This window comes from Variovorax sp. dw_308, assembly GCF_019207085.1.
GTDB lineage: Bacteria > Pseudomonadota > Gammaproteobacteria > Burkholderiales > Burkholderiaceae_C > Variovorax.
In genome coordinates, this window is the sequence record NZ_JAATOM010000002.1 from 198,722 (window position 1) to 213,030 (window position 14,309).

At 67.5% G+C, this 14,309-nt stretch carries 13 protein-coding genes; 4 read left to right on the forward strand and 9 right to left on the reverse strand.

Annotation, left to right across the window (positions count from 1 at the left end):
* Positions 1–5: 5 nt before the first annotated feature.
* The 6 genes from HCU76_RS04195 to HCU76_RS04220 all read right to left on the reverse strand — a co-directional run bounded on the left by HCU76_RS04195 (position 6) and on the right by HCU76_RS04220 (position 5,369).
* The gene (locus HCU76_RS04195; protein ID WP_218508566.1) at positions 6–716 is read right to left on the reverse strand and encodes an ABC transporter ATP-binding protein; all 711 of its coding nucleotides are present in this window, start codon (positions 714–716) and stop codon (positions 6–8) included.
* Positions 713–1,465 (reverse strand): ABC transporter ATP-binding protein, encoded by a 753-nt coding sequence (locus HCU76_RS04200; protein ID WP_218508567.1) that lies wholly within the window; start codon positions 1,463–1,465, stop codon positions 713–715. Before HCU76_RS04200 ends, HCU76_RS04195 begins: the two co-directional genes overlap by 4 nt.
* Positions 1,458–2,369 (reverse strand): branched-chain amino acid ABC transporter permease, encoded by a 912-nt coding sequence (locus HCU76_RS04205; protein ID WP_218508774.1) that lies wholly within the window; start codon positions 2,367–2,369, stop codon positions 1,458–1,460. Before HCU76_RS04205 ends, HCU76_RS04200 begins: the two co-directional genes overlap by 8 nt.
* A 97-nt stretch (positions 2,370–2,466) precedes the next feature.
* Complete coding sequence (locus HCU76_RS04210) at positions 2,467–3,339, reverse strand: branched-chain amino acid ABC transporter permease (RefSeq protein ID WP_218508568.1); 873 nt, start codon at positions 3,337–3,339, stop codon at positions 2,467–2,469.
* A gap of 19 nt (positions 3,340–3,358) precedes the next feature.
* Positions 3,359–4,561: an ABC transporter substrate-binding protein gene (locus HCU76_RS04215; RefSeq protein ID WP_218508569.1), complete on the reverse strand. Its 1,203-nt coding sequence runs from the start codon at positions 4,559–4,561 to the stop codon at positions 3,359–3,361.
* Between the two features lie 19 nt (positions 4,562–4,580).
* On the reverse strand, positions 4,581–5,369 hold the full coding sequence (locus HCU76_RS04220; RefSeq protein ID WP_218508775.1) for a GntR family transcriptional regulator: 789 nt from the start codon (positions 5,367–5,369) through the stop codon (positions 4,581–4,583).
* A gap of 207 nt (positions 5,370–5,576) precedes the next feature.
* Between HCU76_RS04220 and HCU76_RS04225 the strand changes: the two genes are divergently transcribed.
* From HCU76_RS04225 to HCU76_RS04235, 3 genes are all read left to right on the forward strand, one after another.
* The gene (locus HCU76_RS04225) at positions 5,577–9,101 is read left to right on the forward strand and encodes an ATP-binding protein (protein WP_218508570.1); all 3,525 of its coding nucleotides are present in this window, start codon (positions 5,577–5,579) and stop codon (positions 9,099–9,101) included.
* Between the two features lie 128 nt (positions 9,102–9,229).
* Positions 9,230–9,439 (forward strand): hypothetical protein, encoded by a 210-nt coding sequence (locus HCU76_RS04230; RefSeq protein ID WP_218508571.1) that lies wholly within the window; start codon positions 9,230–9,232, stop codon positions 9,437–9,439.
* Between the two features lie 68 nt (positions 9,440–9,507).
* The gene (locus tag HCU76_RS04235; RefSeq protein WP_213956457.1) at positions 9,508–10,197 is read left to right on the forward strand and encodes an alpha/beta family hydrolase; all 690 of its coding nucleotides are present in this window, start codon (positions 9,508–9,510) and stop codon (positions 10,195–10,197) included.
* A gap of 62 nt (positions 10,198–10,259) precedes the next feature.
* On the opposite strand, the gene HCU76_RS04240 is transcribed toward HCU76_RS04235, so the two are convergent.
* Positions 10,260–10,433 (reverse strand): DUF3563 family protein, encoded by a 174-nt coding sequence (locus tag HCU76_RS04240; RefSeq protein WP_213956456.1) that lies wholly within the window; start codon positions 10,431–10,433, stop codon positions 10,260–10,262.
* A 178-nt stretch (positions 10,434–10,611) separates the two neighbouring features.
* Here HCU76_RS04240 and HCU76_RS04245 point away from each other — a divergent pair, with 178 nt between their 5' ends.
* On the forward strand, positions 10,612–12,954 hold the full coding sequence (locus tag HCU76_RS04245) for an ATP-dependent DNA helicase (RefSeq protein WP_218508572.1): 2,343 nt from the start codon (positions 10,612–10,614) through the stop codon (positions 12,952–12,954).
* Here the strand turns inward: HCU76_RS04245 and HCU76_RS04250 are convergent.
* Together HCU76_RS04250 and HCU76_RS04255 are read right to left on the reverse strand one after the other, a co-directional pair.
* The gene (locus HCU76_RS04250; protein ID WP_218508573.1) at positions 12,936–13,442 is read right to left on the reverse strand and encodes a hypothetical protein; all 507 of its coding nucleotides are present in this window, start codon (positions 13,440–13,442) and stop codon (positions 12,936–12,938) included. The genes HCU76_RS04245 and HCU76_RS04250 overlap by 19 nt on opposite strands.
* A 25-nt stretch (positions 13,443–13,467) precedes the next feature.
* A complete protein-coding gene (locus HCU76_RS04255; RefSeq protein ID WP_218508574.1) occupies positions 13,468–14,262 on the reverse strand; it encodes a triacylglycerol lipase in 795 nt (264 codons plus the stop codon).
* Between the last annotated feature and the right edge of the window lie 47 nt (positions 14,263–14,309).

A 14,309-nucleotide genomic window follows, 5' to 3' on the forward strand; every position in this document is an offset into this window, starting at 1 on the left:
CGCTCTCAAAGCCCCAGGTAGGCCCGGCGCAGTTCATCGCTGCCGAGCAGCTCTTGCGGCAAGCCGGAGAAGCGTACGCTGCCGTTCTCCAGCACGTAAGCGCGATCGGCGATCTCCAGCGACTGGCCCACGTTCTGCTCCACCAGCAGCACCGCGAGGCCCTCGTCGCGCAATCGACGGATCAGTGTGAACATTTCTTCCACCAGCAGCGGCGACAGTCCCAGCGACGGCTCGTCGAGGATCAGCAGCACCGGCTCGGCCATGAGACCCCGGCCTATCGCCAGCATCTGCTGCTCGCCACCGCTCATCGTGCCCGCGTTCTGGCGCATGCGCTCCTTCAGTCGCGGGAAGATGCCGAACACCTTCTCCAGGTTGGCCGCACGCCGCTCGCGGGCGCGGGTGAAGGAACCGAGTTCCAGGTTCTCCAGCACGTCGAGGTTGGGAAACACCTTGCGGCCTTCCGGCACCTGGATCAGGCCGGCCTTCACCACGTCGCGGTAGTGTGCGCCGCTCAGGTCGCCACCATTGAAGTGCACCGTGCCCGACCATGCCGGGCAAAGGCCGCAGATGGTCTTGTTCAGCGTCGACTTGCCCGCGCCGTTGCTGCCGAGCAGCGCGACCATCTCGCCTGCGTTCACATGAAGGTCGACGCCACGCAGCACCTCGACGCGGCCGTATCCACCGCGCAGGTTCCTGATGTCGAGCAACGCTGTCATGGCCGGGCCGCCTTGCGCAGCCGCGCCGCCGTGCCGTGCCCGAGATAAGCCTCGACCACCTTGTCATTCGACGTCACTTCCGCCGGGCTGCCTTCGGCAATCAACCGGCCCTGCGCCAGCACCCACACATGCTCCGCGAGATTCATGACTGCCTGCATCACATGCTCGATCATCAGCACCGTCACGCCGCCGTCGGCAATGCCGCGCACCACCGGCATCATCTCGGCGATCTCCTGCGGATTGAGGCCGGCCAGCACCTCGTCGAGCAGCAACAGGCGTGGCCGTGTCGCCAGCGCCCGGGCAAGTTCGAGGCGCTTGCGTCCGGCCACGGTCAGGTCGGACGCAGCCTTGTCAAGTTGCACGCCCAACCCCACCTGCGTCGCCACTTCCTCGGCCCGCTGCAGCGCCGCCGCACGGCCACGCACATGCAGGTGCACCCCCACGGCAATGTTCTCTCGCACCGTCTGCGCCGCGAAGGGCTTCACGATCTGGAAGGTCCGTGTCATGCCCATCGCGGCATTGCGATGCGGCTCGCGGCCGGTGACATCCACACCTGCAAAGCGCACCGTGCCCGAATCCGGCGCGAGGAAGCCCGACATCAACGCGAACAGCGTCGTCTTGCCTGCCCCGTTCGGCCCGATCAGCGCGCAGAGGCTGCCCTCGCGCACTGACAGGCTCACCTCCTGCACCGCCTTCAATCCCCCGAAGGAACGCGACACGCCGGCAATCGACAGCAGCGCCTCAGTCATGCGCCCTCCCCTTGCCCGCCCACAACTGCCGCGCAGACAAGCCGATGCCCGCAATCCCGCGCGGAAGGAACATCACGATCAGCACCAGCACCGTGCCGTAGATGACCATGTTGATGCCCGGCAATTCCCCGAACAAGTTGCGCGTGAAGTCCGCCAGCACATGCAGCACCACCGCGCCCAGCACAGGACCCCACAGCGTGCCCATGCCGCCCACGATGGCCCCGACCAGCGCCTCGACGGACGTGGCCGAGCCGTAGGCAATGCCCGGGTCCACATACTGGAACACCTGCACATAGAAGGCCCCCGCCGCGCCCATGAATGCACCCGAGATGCCGATGGCCGCGACCTTGATGCGAAACGGGTTCACGCCCACCGCCCGCGCCGCGTCCTCGTTGTCACGCACCGCCTGCAGGTACGCGCCGAAGCGCCCGTTGCGCAGCCAGCATGTAACAAGCAGCGCGGCCGTGACGAAGGCCAACACCACCCACAGGTAGCCGCTGCGCGACGCGAACTGGAAGTTGGCAGGGGACTCGCGCAACGGAACCATCAGCCCCACGCCCCCGCCGGTGAACGAGACCGACGTCGCCAGGATGCGGAATACCTCCGCGAACGCCAGCGTGACAAGCGCGAAGTACGAGCCCTTGAGCCCATAGCGAAAGGTCAGCGCACCGACGCACAGCCCCAGCACGCCAGCGCCCGCTACCGCCACTGCCAGTGCAATCCACGCATTGAGGCCGCCCTGCATCTGTGCAATCGCCTGGATGTAGGCACCCGTCCCGAAGAACAGCGCATGCCCGAATGAGAACTGCCCGCCAAACCCGCCGAGGATGTTCCAGGCCTGCGCGATCAGGGTCGCATAGAGCGCCATCGTCACGAAGTTCAGCACCACGCCGGATGTCGTCATCAGCGGCACGCAAGCCACCAGCACCGCGAACAATGCGATCCCCGCAAGCTGTGTCCGCGCGCTCACCGATGCCCCCGCGCCCGGCAGTTCGTGCCGCTCATGCCTTCACCCCGAACATGCCTTCGGGCCTGAACAACACCACCCCGATGAAGATCGCAAAAATCCCGATCTGTCCCAGCGACTCGCCCAGGTACAACCCGCCCAGCGACTCCACGATGCCAACAAGGAACCCGCCGACCAGCGCCCCCACGAAGCTCCCCATCCCGCCCAGCACCACGATCGTGAAAGCCACAAGCACGAAGCCGCTGCCCACCTGTGGATTCACGTAGTAAGCCGGCAGCAGGAAGCACGCCGCCGCGCCAAGGCAAGCCAGCCCGATGCCGAAGCTCATCGCATAGACATGGTCCACGTCGATGCCCATGAGCTTGGCCCCCTCCTTCTCCTTGGCGACGGCGCGGATCGCCCGCCCCAGGTCCGTTCGCCCCATGATCCAGAACAGCACGCCCGACACCACCAGCGCGCCCGCAAACGCCACCAGCTTGGGTACCGCGATCATCGCCGGTCCGATGGCCACCGTGCTCAGCGAATACGCCGTGTCGATGTTCCGCGTGTCCGACTTGAAGAACAGCAGCGCCAGGTTCTCCATCACGATCGAGATGCCCAGCGTGGCCAGCAGGATGTTCTCGTCCTTGCCGTGCCCCGCGCGGTTGATCACGCCGCGCTGCAGCGCATAGCCCAGCGCGAACATCCCCGGCACCACCAGCGGCAGCGCGAGGTACGGATCGATGCCGGCTTTCTCTTTCAGGAAATACACCGCATACAAGGCCAGCATCAGGCTGGCCCCGTGCGCGAAGTTGATGATGTGCAGCACGCCGTAGATCAGCGTGAGCCCCAGCGCGATCAGCGCATACACCGCGCCGGTCGTGATGCCGTTCAGCACCGACGGAAAAAGAATGCTGAAGTCGAACATCCCGGACCCAGCGACGCGATCAGGCCCGCAGCGGGAACAAGGGTTCCACTTCGCGGTAGTCCCGCGGAATGATCACCTTGATGTCGTTCTTCAGCACCTGCGTCATCAGCGGCTGCGCGCCCTCGTTCTGGCCGTTGACGAACTTCGTCGGGCCATAGGGCATGACATTGTTGGACCAGGTGCTCGACGCCAGCGCATCGATGATGGCCGCACGGTCCGACGACTTCGCGCGCTCGATCGCATCGGCCAGCAGGCCCATCGCGGTGTAGGTCATGAAGACCTCGTAGCTGAAGAACTGGCCCTTGGCCTCCACGCGCTTGCGCAGCTCGGCCGAGCGCTTGTCCTTCGGGTTGAACCAGTGGTTGCAGTCGATGATGCCGTTGGCCGCGTCCGGAAACTCCTTCACGAACTTGTAGCTCGACGCCGCCCCGCCCAGCACCGAGAAGATGGCCTTGGGCGTGACCTTCTGCTGCTGCATGGTGCGCACCAGCAACGCGTACTCGTTGTAGTAGTTGGCCGGGATGACGATGTCGGGATTGATCGCCTTCATGCGCAGCACGATGTTGTTGAAGTCGCGCGTCGGATTCGCGTGCTTCACCACCTCCTTCACCTCGAAGCCGTAGCCCGGCAACTCGGCAGACAGCAGGTTCGCCGTTCCGGTGCCGAACAGCGACTCCTCGTGGATGATCATCACCGTCTTCGCCGGGTTACCGGCCGCCTTGTTCAGCACCAGCAGGTTGGCCATGGCCACCTGCGCGCACTTCTTGTAGCCAGGGCCGAAGCGGAAGGTGTTCTTCAACCCGCGCTCGACGATCTGGTCGGCCACACCCACGTCCACCACATGCGGCAGGTTGTACTTGGCAGCGGCCTGGGTCGTGGCCAGGCAGATGGCCGAAGCGAAGGCTCCGACGATGGCGCTCACGCCCGCCTCGTTCATCTTCTCGACCTCGGCCGTGCCGGCCTGCGGCGTCGATTGCGCATCGCCCAGCAACGGCTCGATCTGCGCTCCGCCCAGCGACTTGATGCCGCCCGACTTGTTGATGTCCTCGATCGCCATCTGCGCACCGAGCCGGCATTGCTGCCCCGAATAGGCCAGCGCCCCCGTCATCGGATGCAGCACCCCGACCTTGACGGTCTTCGGCTGCGCGCCGGCCACCAGGGGAAACGCAACGGCGCCCGCCAGCGCGGCGGATTGCGATACGAAGCGACGACGGTTCTGCATGACTTACCTTCTCTTTCCTTCAGTTGAACTGGGCTGACACATCCTGGCTGACCCACACCTTGGCATCGATGCCGCCGACGCGGGACAGTTGCATCTCGTAGGTGTAGCGGTCGGGTCGATAGAAGCCGTGCAGCCATTGCACCGGCCGCTCGGCATCGTCGTAGACCAGGCGCCGAACGGCCAGCAGCGCGGAGCCGACCGCGACTTCGAGGTGTTGTGCAAGCACGTTGTCTGCCAGCCGCGCCGTGATGGTCTGGTGCGCGCGGCCGACCTTCACGCCGGACTCCTCCAGCAGCATCAGGATCGGCTTCTTCGCCAGCTCGCGCCGGCCGAAGCGCCGCGCGATGTCGCCCGGCACATAGGTGGTGATGTGCGACAGCGGCCCTTCGCGCGTCGAGCGCACGCGCACCGCCTTCTGCACCGGGTCGCCGGGGTTGAGCTTCAACGCATCGGCGACCTGGCTCGATGCCGTGATCGTTGCCACGTCGATGACCTTGACCGAGGTGCGCAGCCCCATGGTCACCAGGTTCTCGAGCAGGCCGCGCAAGTTGGCCCGGCCCGTTGCTTCGCCGTCGTGTCCGCCGACGCCCGCTGCAGCCGTCGGCGGCAACGCCCGCGTGCGACGGCCCGGGTTGCGCGCGATCAGTCCTTCGGCCGCCAGTTGCTCCAGCGCCCGCCGCACCGTCACGCGCGCCACGCCGAACTGCGCCACCAGCGCCAGTTCGCCCGGCAGCCCCTCGGCAAAGCGCCCCTCGTCGAGTTGCTCGCGCAGCACCAGGTAGATCTGGTGGTACTTGGGCAGCGGCATGCGTGGCATGCGCGGATGGTTCATTGCTTCGATTGTTCTGTCAATGGGACATTTAAGGAGTCGGTGAGCCGATGCGTGCGTAAAGCGCCAAGGCGCCGACATCCGGAACCTTCGTTCCCGTGTAATCTCTCAGGTCGAAGAGTGCTCGGATCCACAGGGAGAAGCCGGGCGCAAGGTGCTGGCACCTGCGTCCTCCACCTGTTCCAGATGACGATCAATCCCTCGATGGCGGCCAATCTCGTCAACGTCCGCGGCACGCAGCTCCAGGCCGGCGACACGCGCGAGCTGTACCGGCAGAAGATCGCCCGCATCACGCTGGACTCCATGGTCCAGTTCGTCGGCTTGCTGGATGCGCAGGGCACGGTGCTCGAAATCAACCAGGTCGCGCTCGACGGCGTCGGCATCAAGCTCTCGGACGTCGAGGGCAGGCCTTTCTGGACCACTTTCTGGTGGCAGGTGCGCGACGAAGGCGCCACGCTGCGCGCGTCCATCGAGCGCGCCGCACGGGGCGAGTTCGTCCGCTGGGATGCCGAGATCTACGGCCGCGCGAGCGGCGCCGAGACCATCATCATCGACGCCTCGCTCTCCCCCGTCATGGACGACAGCGGCAAGGTCGTGTTCATCACGGCCGAGGGGCGCGACATCACCGAGAAGAAGGCGCAGGAGCGCGAGATCGCGCGGCAGCGCGCGGAACTGGCGCGGCTCGACGAACTGAAGACGCAGTTCTTCGCCAACATCAGCCACGAGTTCCGCACGCCGCTGACCCTGATGCTCGGGCCGCTCGAAGACGCGATGCTCGACCACGACGAACCCCTGACCGACCGACAGCGCGAGCGCGTCGCGATGGCCGCGCGCAACGGCCGGCGCCTGCAGAAGCTGGTCAACACGCTGCTGGATTTCTCGCGCGTGGAGGCCGGCCGCATCCAGGCGGCCTACCAGCCGGTCGACCTTGCCGCACTCACGCGTGACCTGGCCAGCAGTTTCCGATCGGCCTGCGAGAAGGCCGACCTGGTCCTGGGCATTCGCGCGCCCACCTTGTCACAGCCGGTCCATGTCGATCCGGAGATGTGGGAGAAGATCGTTCTCAACCTCGTCTCCAATGCCTTCAAGTTCACGCTGGAGGGTGGCATCACGGTCGACATCGCCGAAGACGACGGGCATGCCGTGCTGCGCGTGAGCGACACCGGCACCGGCATTCCCCAAGCCGAAGTGCCGCGCGTGTTCGACCGCTTCCATCGCGTCGAGGGCGCGCGCGGCCGCACGCACGAAGGCACCGGCATCGGACTGGCCCTGGTCAAGGAACTGGTCGAGCTGCACAAGGGCTCGGTGTCGGTCGACAGCGAGCCCGGCCGCGGGACCACCTTCGAAGTCCGCATCCCCTTCGGCTCCACGCACCTGCCGCAGGACCGCGTCGAAGGCGCGCGCACCCAGGCTTCGACAGCCACGCGCGCCGAAGTCTTCGTCAGCGAGGCCTTGCGCTGGCTTCCGGAGGACATCGACGCGATGAGCGACGTCGCCGCGCCACCCGCGCAACACCAGGATGCCACCGGCAAGCGCCCGCACGTCCTGCTCGCCGATGACAACGCCGACATGCGCGACTACCTGCGCCGCCTGCTCTCGCCGCACTACGAACTCACCTGCACGGCCAATGGCGAGGACGCCTTCGGGGCCGCCCGCCGCCAGCGGCCCGACCTGATCCTGACCGATGTCATGATGCCGCGCGTCGACGGCTTCGAGCTGCTGCGCAAGCTGCGCGCCGACGCCGGGCTGCACACCGTGCCGGTGGTCGTCCTGTCGGCACGCGCAGGCGAGGAGGCCAAGGTCGAGGGCCTGCGCCGCGGCGCCGACGACTACCTGGTCAAGCCCTTCAGCGCGCGCGAACTGCTGGCCCGCGTCGCGGCCAACATCGAACTGTCGGTCACGAGGCTGCAAGGCTCCAGGCTGATGCAGGAAGAAGCGCGCAGCCTCGAACTGCTCAACAAGGTGGGCACGGCGGTGGCCGCGGAACTGAACCTCGACCGCGCGGTGCAGGTCGTCACCGATGCGGCTACCGCGCTCACGGGCGCGGGCTTCGGCGCCTTCTTCTACAACCTGCTGGACGAGAAGGGCGAGAGCTACATGCTGTACGCGCTATCGGGCGTGCCGCGCGAGGCCTTCTCGAAGTTCCCGATGCCACGCAACACGGCGGTGTTCGCGCCGACCTTCAAAGGCGAAGGCATCGTGCGTTCCGACGACATCCTGCTCGACCCGCGCTACGGCAGGAACCAGCCGCATTTCGGCATGCCCCAGGGCCACCTGCCGGTGCGCAGCTACCTGGCCGCGCCCGTCGTCTCGCGCTCGGGCGAAGTCCTGGGCGGACTCTTCTTCGGCCATCCGGAGCCCGGCGTTTTCACCGCCCGCCACGAGCGCCTGCTGGTGGGCATCGGTGCGCAGGCCGCCATCGCCATCGACAACGCCCGGCTGTTCCAGGCCGCCGAACGCGAGGTGGCCGAACGCCGCCGCGCCGAAGCCGCGCTGCAATCGCTCAACGCCACGCTGGAGCAGCGCGTGCTCGACGAGGTCGACGAGCGCGCCAAGGCCGAGGAGCAGCTGCGCCAGGTCCAGAAGATGGAGGCCGTCGGCCAACTCACCGGCGGCATCGCGCACGACTTCAACAACATGCTTGCCGTGATCATGGGCAGCCTGAACCTGCTGCAACGCAAGCTGGCCAAGAACGACACCGACGTCGAACGCTTCGTCGACGCGGCCATCGACGGCACGCGCCGCGCCGCCGCGCTCACCAACCGCTTGCTGGCCTTCTCGCGGCAGCAATCGCTCGCGCCCGAGGCGGTCGACGTCAACGGCCTGGTCGCCGGCATGAGCGACATGCTCACGCGCACGCTCGGCGAACCGATCCGCGTCGAGACGGTGCTCGGCGCGGAGGTCGGGCATGTCATGGCCGACCGCACGCAATTGGAGAACGCGGTCCTCAACCTGTGCGTGAATGCCCGCGACGCCATGCCCGATGGCGGCAAGCTCACGCTGGAGACGTCGAACGTCACGATCGACGACGTGGATGCGAGGGAGTACGCGATCAGCGCCGGCGCGTACGTTCGCATTGCCGCCACCGACTCCGGCCTGGGCATGACGCCCGATGTCATGGCCCGTGCCTTCGAGCCCTTCTTCACGACCAAGGGCGTGGGCAAGGGCACCGGTCTCGGGCTCAGCCAGGTCTACGGATTCGTGCGGCAATCGGGCGGCCATGTGAAGGTCGAGTCCGAGCCGGGCCGGGGCACGGTCGTGAAGATCTACCTGCCCCGTCACGTCGGCGAGGCGATGCCTGCCGGGGCGCCTGCCGCACTGCGCACGCAGGTTCGGCGTGGCACGCAGGCCGAAATCGTCATGGTGGTGGAGGACGAGCAGCGGCTGCGCACCGTGTCGGTCGAGGCACTCTGCGAACTGGGCTACACCGTCATCGAGGCGGCCAGCGCGCACGACGCGCTGCGCATGCTCGACGAGGGACGCGCCATCTCGATGCTGTTCACCGACGTGGTCATGCCCGAGATGTCGGGCCGCGAACTGGCCGAACGCGCGCGCCAACGGGTGCCGGGCCTGAAGGTTCTCTTCACCACCGGCTATACCCGCCGCGCGATCCCGCGCAACGGCGTGCTCGGGCCCGGTACGCGAATGCTGACCAAGCCGTTCAGCGTCGACGAACTGGCGCTGAAGGTGCGCCAGGTGCTCGATTCCTGATCGGCTCCCAAGCGCAGCGACGGGCTCCCGGCCTACATGGGAGTCCGTATCGGCTCACACGCCGCGGCCTCCATCGGCCTGATCCTGCGCGATTCGCAGCCGCCTTTGAACAAGAGAGCCGAAACGCCATGACCACGCACGACACGTTGACCGAGACCTACGACGCATGGAAGCGCGCCACCGACGAGCATCAGGACATGATGGCGTCCGTGATGAGCGGCGGCCTGCTCGACGTCAGGGCGATGATGCAGAAGACCCAGCAGATCGATGCGCTCCACGCTACCTGGATGAAGATCGCGCAGCAGCTCGTCTGCACCCGCACGGAAGTACGCGCCTGAGCCTGCCCTTGCCGCGCTGCCGCAGTAGAGTGATGGGCCCCATCGCCCCCCCCTGCCGCGGCACCGCCATGACATCGACTTCCACAGCAGAACCGGTCACCATCCCGCTCGACGACGGTTCCACCGTCTCCGGCCTCGCGCTGGCGCCACCAGACCCGGTGGCCTGCTACATGCTCGCCCACGGCGCCGGCGCAGGCATGACACATCACTTCATGGCCGCCGCCGCCGAGGGCCTGGCCCAGCGAGGCATCGCGACCTTGCGCTATCAGTTCCCCTACATGGAGGCCGGCGGCAAGCGGCCGGACACGCCCGCCAAGGCGCATGCGACGGTCCGGGCGGCCGTTGCCGAGGCATCACGGCGCTTCGGATCGCTGCCGCTGGTGGCCGGCGGCAAGTCCTTCGGCGGCCGCATGACCTCGCAGGCGCAGGCGCTGGGCTTGCTGCCCTCCGTGGCGGGCCTGGTGTTCCTGGGATTTCCGCTGCATCCGGCGGGAGAACCTTCCATCACCCGCGCAAAGCATCTGTCCGACGTGCGGGTGCCGATGCTGTTCATCCAGGGCACGATCGACAAGCTGGCGGAGCTGGGAAAGATTCGCTCGGTCGTTGCCGATCTGGGAGAACGGGCGACCATCGTCGAGATCGAGCACGCGGATCACGCCTTCCACGTGCTCAAGCGCACCGGCCGCAATGACGACGAGGTGCTGGCGCAGGCGCTCGACAGCGTCGCTGCGTGGGTCCGGCGTCTGGCCGCGACCTGATACGGAGCATGTGCAGGACCTGCCTGCCGGCGCTCCGCTGCCGAAAGGATGCTGCGAACTCTTTAGATCGAGTGGCGCAGGTGGAAGGGCTCCTGGGTGTCGCGCTCGTCGAGTGCGCGCATGCGACGCTCGAGGTCATAGATGTCGACGGAACCGGCCAGGTAGGCGTCTTCGATTTCCTGTTGGGACTGGAAGCTGCGTTGCAGGGCGGAGATGGCACGATGGAGGAGCGACATGGTGTGGTCCTTTCAGTTACTGGGTTGATCTGTGGTATGGGCTGTAGTTTAAGGGTTTACCCTAAAGTCTGTTTTCAGCCGTGTATACAACCAACCTGAGCGAAGGGACTTGTGGAGATATTTCACGGGTTGCCCGGAAGCTGCCTGCCAGGATCGCCTGCCCCACAATCCAACCCCCATGTCCTCCGACACCACCGCTTCCGCCCAGGCGCAGCCGCCATCGGCTGACTGTGCCGAGGCGCCGCCGCCACTGGCTGCTGCGCGTGCCGCGGTCTCGGTCAAGGCCTTGTGCGCATTCGGCGCCAAGGTGGGCGACCTGGACTTCCGCTTCGTGCCGGTGCCCAGCGCGCAGGAAGGCATGGCTGGCCACAGCCTGGTGCAATCTCGGCGTGGCGCGGACTATGAGCGCGAGGTGACGCTGTCCGCCATCGGTGCGGGGCTGCTGGTGCGCGGGCGCGCGGACGGCTACGACGCCAGGCGCCGACGCGTCGAGGAGATCAAGACTTTCCGGGGCAGCTTCGACGCGATCCGCGCGAACCACCGGGCGCTGCACTGGGCGCAGGCCAGGTGCTACGGCTGGATGCTGTGCGAGCGCGAGTCGCTGGACGAGATCGCCGTGGCGCTCGTGTATCTCGACCTGGCCAGCGGCGAGGAGACCGTGCTCGAGGAGCGTTGGCCACGCGATGCCTTGCGCGCCCATTTCGAGCACCTCTGCGTGACCTTCATGGCCTGGGCCGAACGGCAAGGCGACCGCCAACGCGCGCTGCAACGCGAACTCGGATCGCTGTCCTTCCCGCATGCGGCCTTCAGGCCCGGCCAGCGCGAACTGGCCCGAGGCGTGTACCGCGCCGCTGCCGCGGGGCGCTGCCTCATCGCGCAGGCGCCCACCGGCATCGGCAAGACGGTGGCGACCACCTGGCCCTTGCTCCGGGGCTGGGCCACGCAGAAGACGCACAAGATCTTCTTCCTCACCGCGAAGACCCCGGGTCGCGCGGTCGCGCTCGAAGCGCTGGGCCTTGCGGGCCGCGACAGCGAATCACTGCGCGTGCTGGAGCTCACGGCGCGCGAGAAGGCTTGCGAGCACCCCGGCAAGTCCTGCGACGGCGAGGCCTGTCCGCTGGCGCGCGGCTTCTACGACCGCCTGCCCGATGCCCGCCGCGAAGCCATCGGCACGCGCGAACTCGGCCGCGCGCAACTGCGCAGCATTGCGCAGGCCCATGCCGTCTGCCCCTACTTCCTCGCGCAGGAAATGGCGCGCTGGAGCGATGTCATCGTCGCGGACTACAACTACTACTTCGACAGCAGCGCCTTCCTCTTCGCGCTGGCCAAGGAGGAGGAATGGCGCGTCGCGGTGCTGGTCGATGAAGCGCACAACCTGCTGGAGCGCGCCCGCGGGATGTACACGGCGCCGCTGGCTGCGCAGCCCTTCGAGGAGGCGCAACGCGCGGCGCCCACAGGCATCAAGCCGCGGCTCGTGGCCCTGCGCCGGGAGTGGCGTGCGTTGCAGGCAGGACAAGCCGCCGGCTACGCGGCCCTCGATGCCATTCCGGAGCGCCTGCTGCAACCGCTGCAGGAGGCGGTCTCGGCCATCGCCGAACACTTTGCCGCCACGCCCAGGGACGCGCACGGGCCGCTGCAGCGCTTCTTCTTCGACATGGTGTACTTCCTGCGTTTGTCGGATGCGTTCGGCTCGCATTCGGTGTTCGAAGTCACCTCGGGCGACGATGCCGGCGGCGACGCGCTGACCATCCGCAACCTGGTGCCCGCGCCGTTCCTCAAGCCGCGCTTCGCGGCGTCGATGTCGACCGTCTGCTTCTCCGGCACCATCGCGCCCTTCCCCTTCTACCGCGACATGCTTGGCCTGCCCGACGACACGCTGGAGCTGGACGTGGCGTCACCGTTCCAGCCGCATCAGCTGAGCGTGCAGGTCACGCCGCGCATCTCGACCCGCTTCCATCACCGCGCCGGCTCGCTCGACGCACTGATCGACCTGGTCGGCGCGCAGTTCATGCGGCGGCCGGGCAACTATCTCGCTTTCTTCAGCAGCTTCGACTACCTGGAGGCAGCGCACGCGACTTTCGCGCAACGCTGGCCCGGCATCCCGACCTGGTCGCAGTCGCGGCGCATGGCGGAGGCCGATCGCGAGGCCTTTGTCGCACGCTTCCAGGCGGGTGGCCAGGGCGTGGGCTTCGCGGTGCTGGGAGGCGCGTTCGGCGAGGGTGTGGACCTGCCGGGCGACCGGCTGATCGGCGCGTTCATCGCGAGCCTGGGCCTGCCGCAGCACAACCCCATGAACGAGGTCATGCGCGAGCGGATGGAAACGCTTTTCAGCGGCCAGGGCTACAACTACACCTACCTCTATCCGGGCCTGCGCAAGGTGGTGCAGGCGGCGGGACGCGTGATTCGCACGGAGAGCGATTCGGGCGTCGTCTACCTGCTGGACGACCGCTTCGAGCGGCCGGAGGTCCGTCGCCTGCTGCCCTCGTGGTGGCAGCTCGAGCGCTACATCCTCAGCGCGTAGAAGGCAGCGGCTCCGGCGGCCAGCGCCAGCGGCAGCAGCCAACTTCCGCGTGTCTTTCGCTTGCGCTTGGGCTTGGGCTTGGGCCCATGGCTTTCCAGGCGCGCCGGCAGCGACTGCACCTCTTCCATGCTGGCGTAGGGCTCGAAGCGCTCATCCGCCTCGATGGCCTCGATCAAGGCCGCCAGCACGGCCGGGCTCTCGTCATCGTGCTCATAGGCCGATGGCGCCTGGCCAAGCGCCAGCTGTACGTGGGCCAGGTACATCCGCCCCTTCGGCGAAAAGCCGATGAATTCCCCGTTCATCGCCAGGATGCCGTGGTCCAGCAACGCATCGAGGCCGCGCCGGACGGCGGGCCGCTCGCTCACTGGCACGCTCGACTGGAGCCCGGTGCGAAGCGTCTTGCCGGCATGGGTGGCGACCAACCGCGCGCGGACCATCATCACGAGGACGGCAGCGACAGCCTCTCGGTCGGACAGCGGTTGTGGCATGGGATGTGGCCAGAAGCCTCTCGCTTCATTGCGCCCGCGCCGGGTCCGGGAACACCCAGGCGCCGATTCGCGAACGGTCGAAGGGCCTCCACGCGTCCTGCGGCTGGGCCAGCCGATCGGCCAGCGCATAGAACACGGCCGGATGCGCACCCAGGCCGAGGTGACTCGCCAGCACTTCGATGTTTTCCGCAGCCGCGCCCGGCTGCTCGACGCTGCAGCGCCACGAGACCACGCCATCGGTGCGGCTGAAGATCGAAGTGGTCGGCACCGGCGGCGTCGGCGTCACGAGCTGGCGGCGCGCCGAGTCTTCCGCGGGCTGTCCGCTGACCTTCTCGTAGATGTGCCACGCCCGGGTCGCGCGCGGGCTCCCGGTGAAGGGCGTGCCCAGGGTCACGACGCCGCGCACCATGTCCGGCTGCAGCGAAGCCATCATGCGGGCATACACGCCGCCCAGGCTCCAGCCGACCAGGCTCACCTTGCCGCGCGCCGCATGCAGCGACTTGAGCTTGCGCAGCATGCGCGCCTCCACTCCGGCGCGCGGGCCCAGGTTCTGCCCCAGGCCCCAGCCCTGCGCGTCGTATCCGCGGCTGCGCAAGAAGCGCCGCATCAATTCGGTGGAACGATCGCCAGCGCCCAGGCCGGGCAACACCAGCACCGCATGACCGTCGCCGCGCGGCGTCATCTGCAGCAACGGCCACAGCGCCAGCGCCGCGCCAGCCTCATAGACGGCGCGGGCCTCGGCCAGCATGAGCCAGCGCGAAGGCGGCTCGAAACCAGGCGTCTCGAGACCCGGGGAGTTGAACTGAAGAACGCTGTCCATTGCAATGCCCTGATGTCGATAAGGACCCGAGAGTGCCTATCGCGGAC

What these genes read in the sequence shown, in the direction of transcription:
- HCU76_RS04195 (WP_218508566.1), bottom strand. Translation starts at nt 716, where the DNA reads ATGACAGCGTTGCTCGACATCAGGAACCTGCGCGGTGGATACGGCCGC.
- HCU76_RS04200 (WP_218508567.1), bottom strand. Translation starts at nt 1,465, where the DNA reads ATGACTGAGGCGCTGCTGTCGATTGCCGGCGTGTCGCGTTCCTTCGGG.
- HCU76_RS04205 (WP_218508774.1), bottom strand. Translation starts at nt 2,369, where the DNA reads ATGACGACATCCGGCGTGGTGCTGAACTTCGTGACGATGGCGCTCTAT.
- HCU76_RS04210 (WP_218508568.1), bottom strand. Translation starts at nt 3,339, where the DNA reads ATGTTCGACTTCAGCATTCTTTTTCCGTCGGTGCTGAACGGCATCACG.
- HCU76_RS04215 (WP_218508569.1), bottom strand. Translation starts at nt 4,561, where the DNA reads ATGCAGAACCGTCGTCGCTTCGTATCGCAATCCGCCGCGCTGGCGGGC.
- HCU76_RS04220 (WP_218508775.1), bottom strand. Translation starts at nt 5,369, where the DNA reads ATGCCGCTGCCCAAGTACCACCAGATCTACCTGGTGCTGCGCGAGCAA.
- HCU76_RS04225 (WP_218508570.1), top strand. Translation starts at nt 5,577, where the DNA reads ATGACGATCAATCCCTCGATGGCGGCCAATCTCGTCAACGTCCGCGGC.
- HCU76_RS04230 (WP_218508571.1), top strand. Translation starts at nt 9,230, where the DNA reads ATGACCACGCACGACACGTTGACCGAGACCTACGACGCATGGAAGCGC.
- HCU76_RS04235 (WP_213956457.1), top strand. Translation starts at nt 9,508, where the DNA reads ATGACATCGACTTCCACAGCAGAACCGGTCACCATCCCGCTCGACGAC.
- HCU76_RS04240 (WP_213956456.1), bottom strand. Translation starts at nt 10,433, where the DNA reads ATGTCGCTCCTCCATCGTGCCATCTCCGCCCTGCAACGCAGCTTCCAG.
- HCU76_RS04245 (WP_218508572.1), top strand. Translation starts at nt 10,612, where the DNA reads ATGTCCTCCGACACCACCGCTTCCGCCCAGGCGCAGCCGCCATCGGCT.
- HCU76_RS04250 (WP_218508573.1), bottom strand. Translation starts at nt 13,442, where the DNA reads ATGCCACAACCGCTGTCCGACCGAGAGGCTGTCGCTGCCGTCCTCGTG.
- HCU76_RS04255 (WP_218508574.1), bottom strand. Translation starts at nt 14,262, where the DNA reads ATGGACAGCGTTCTTCAGTTCAACTCCCCGGGTCTCGAGACGCCTGGT.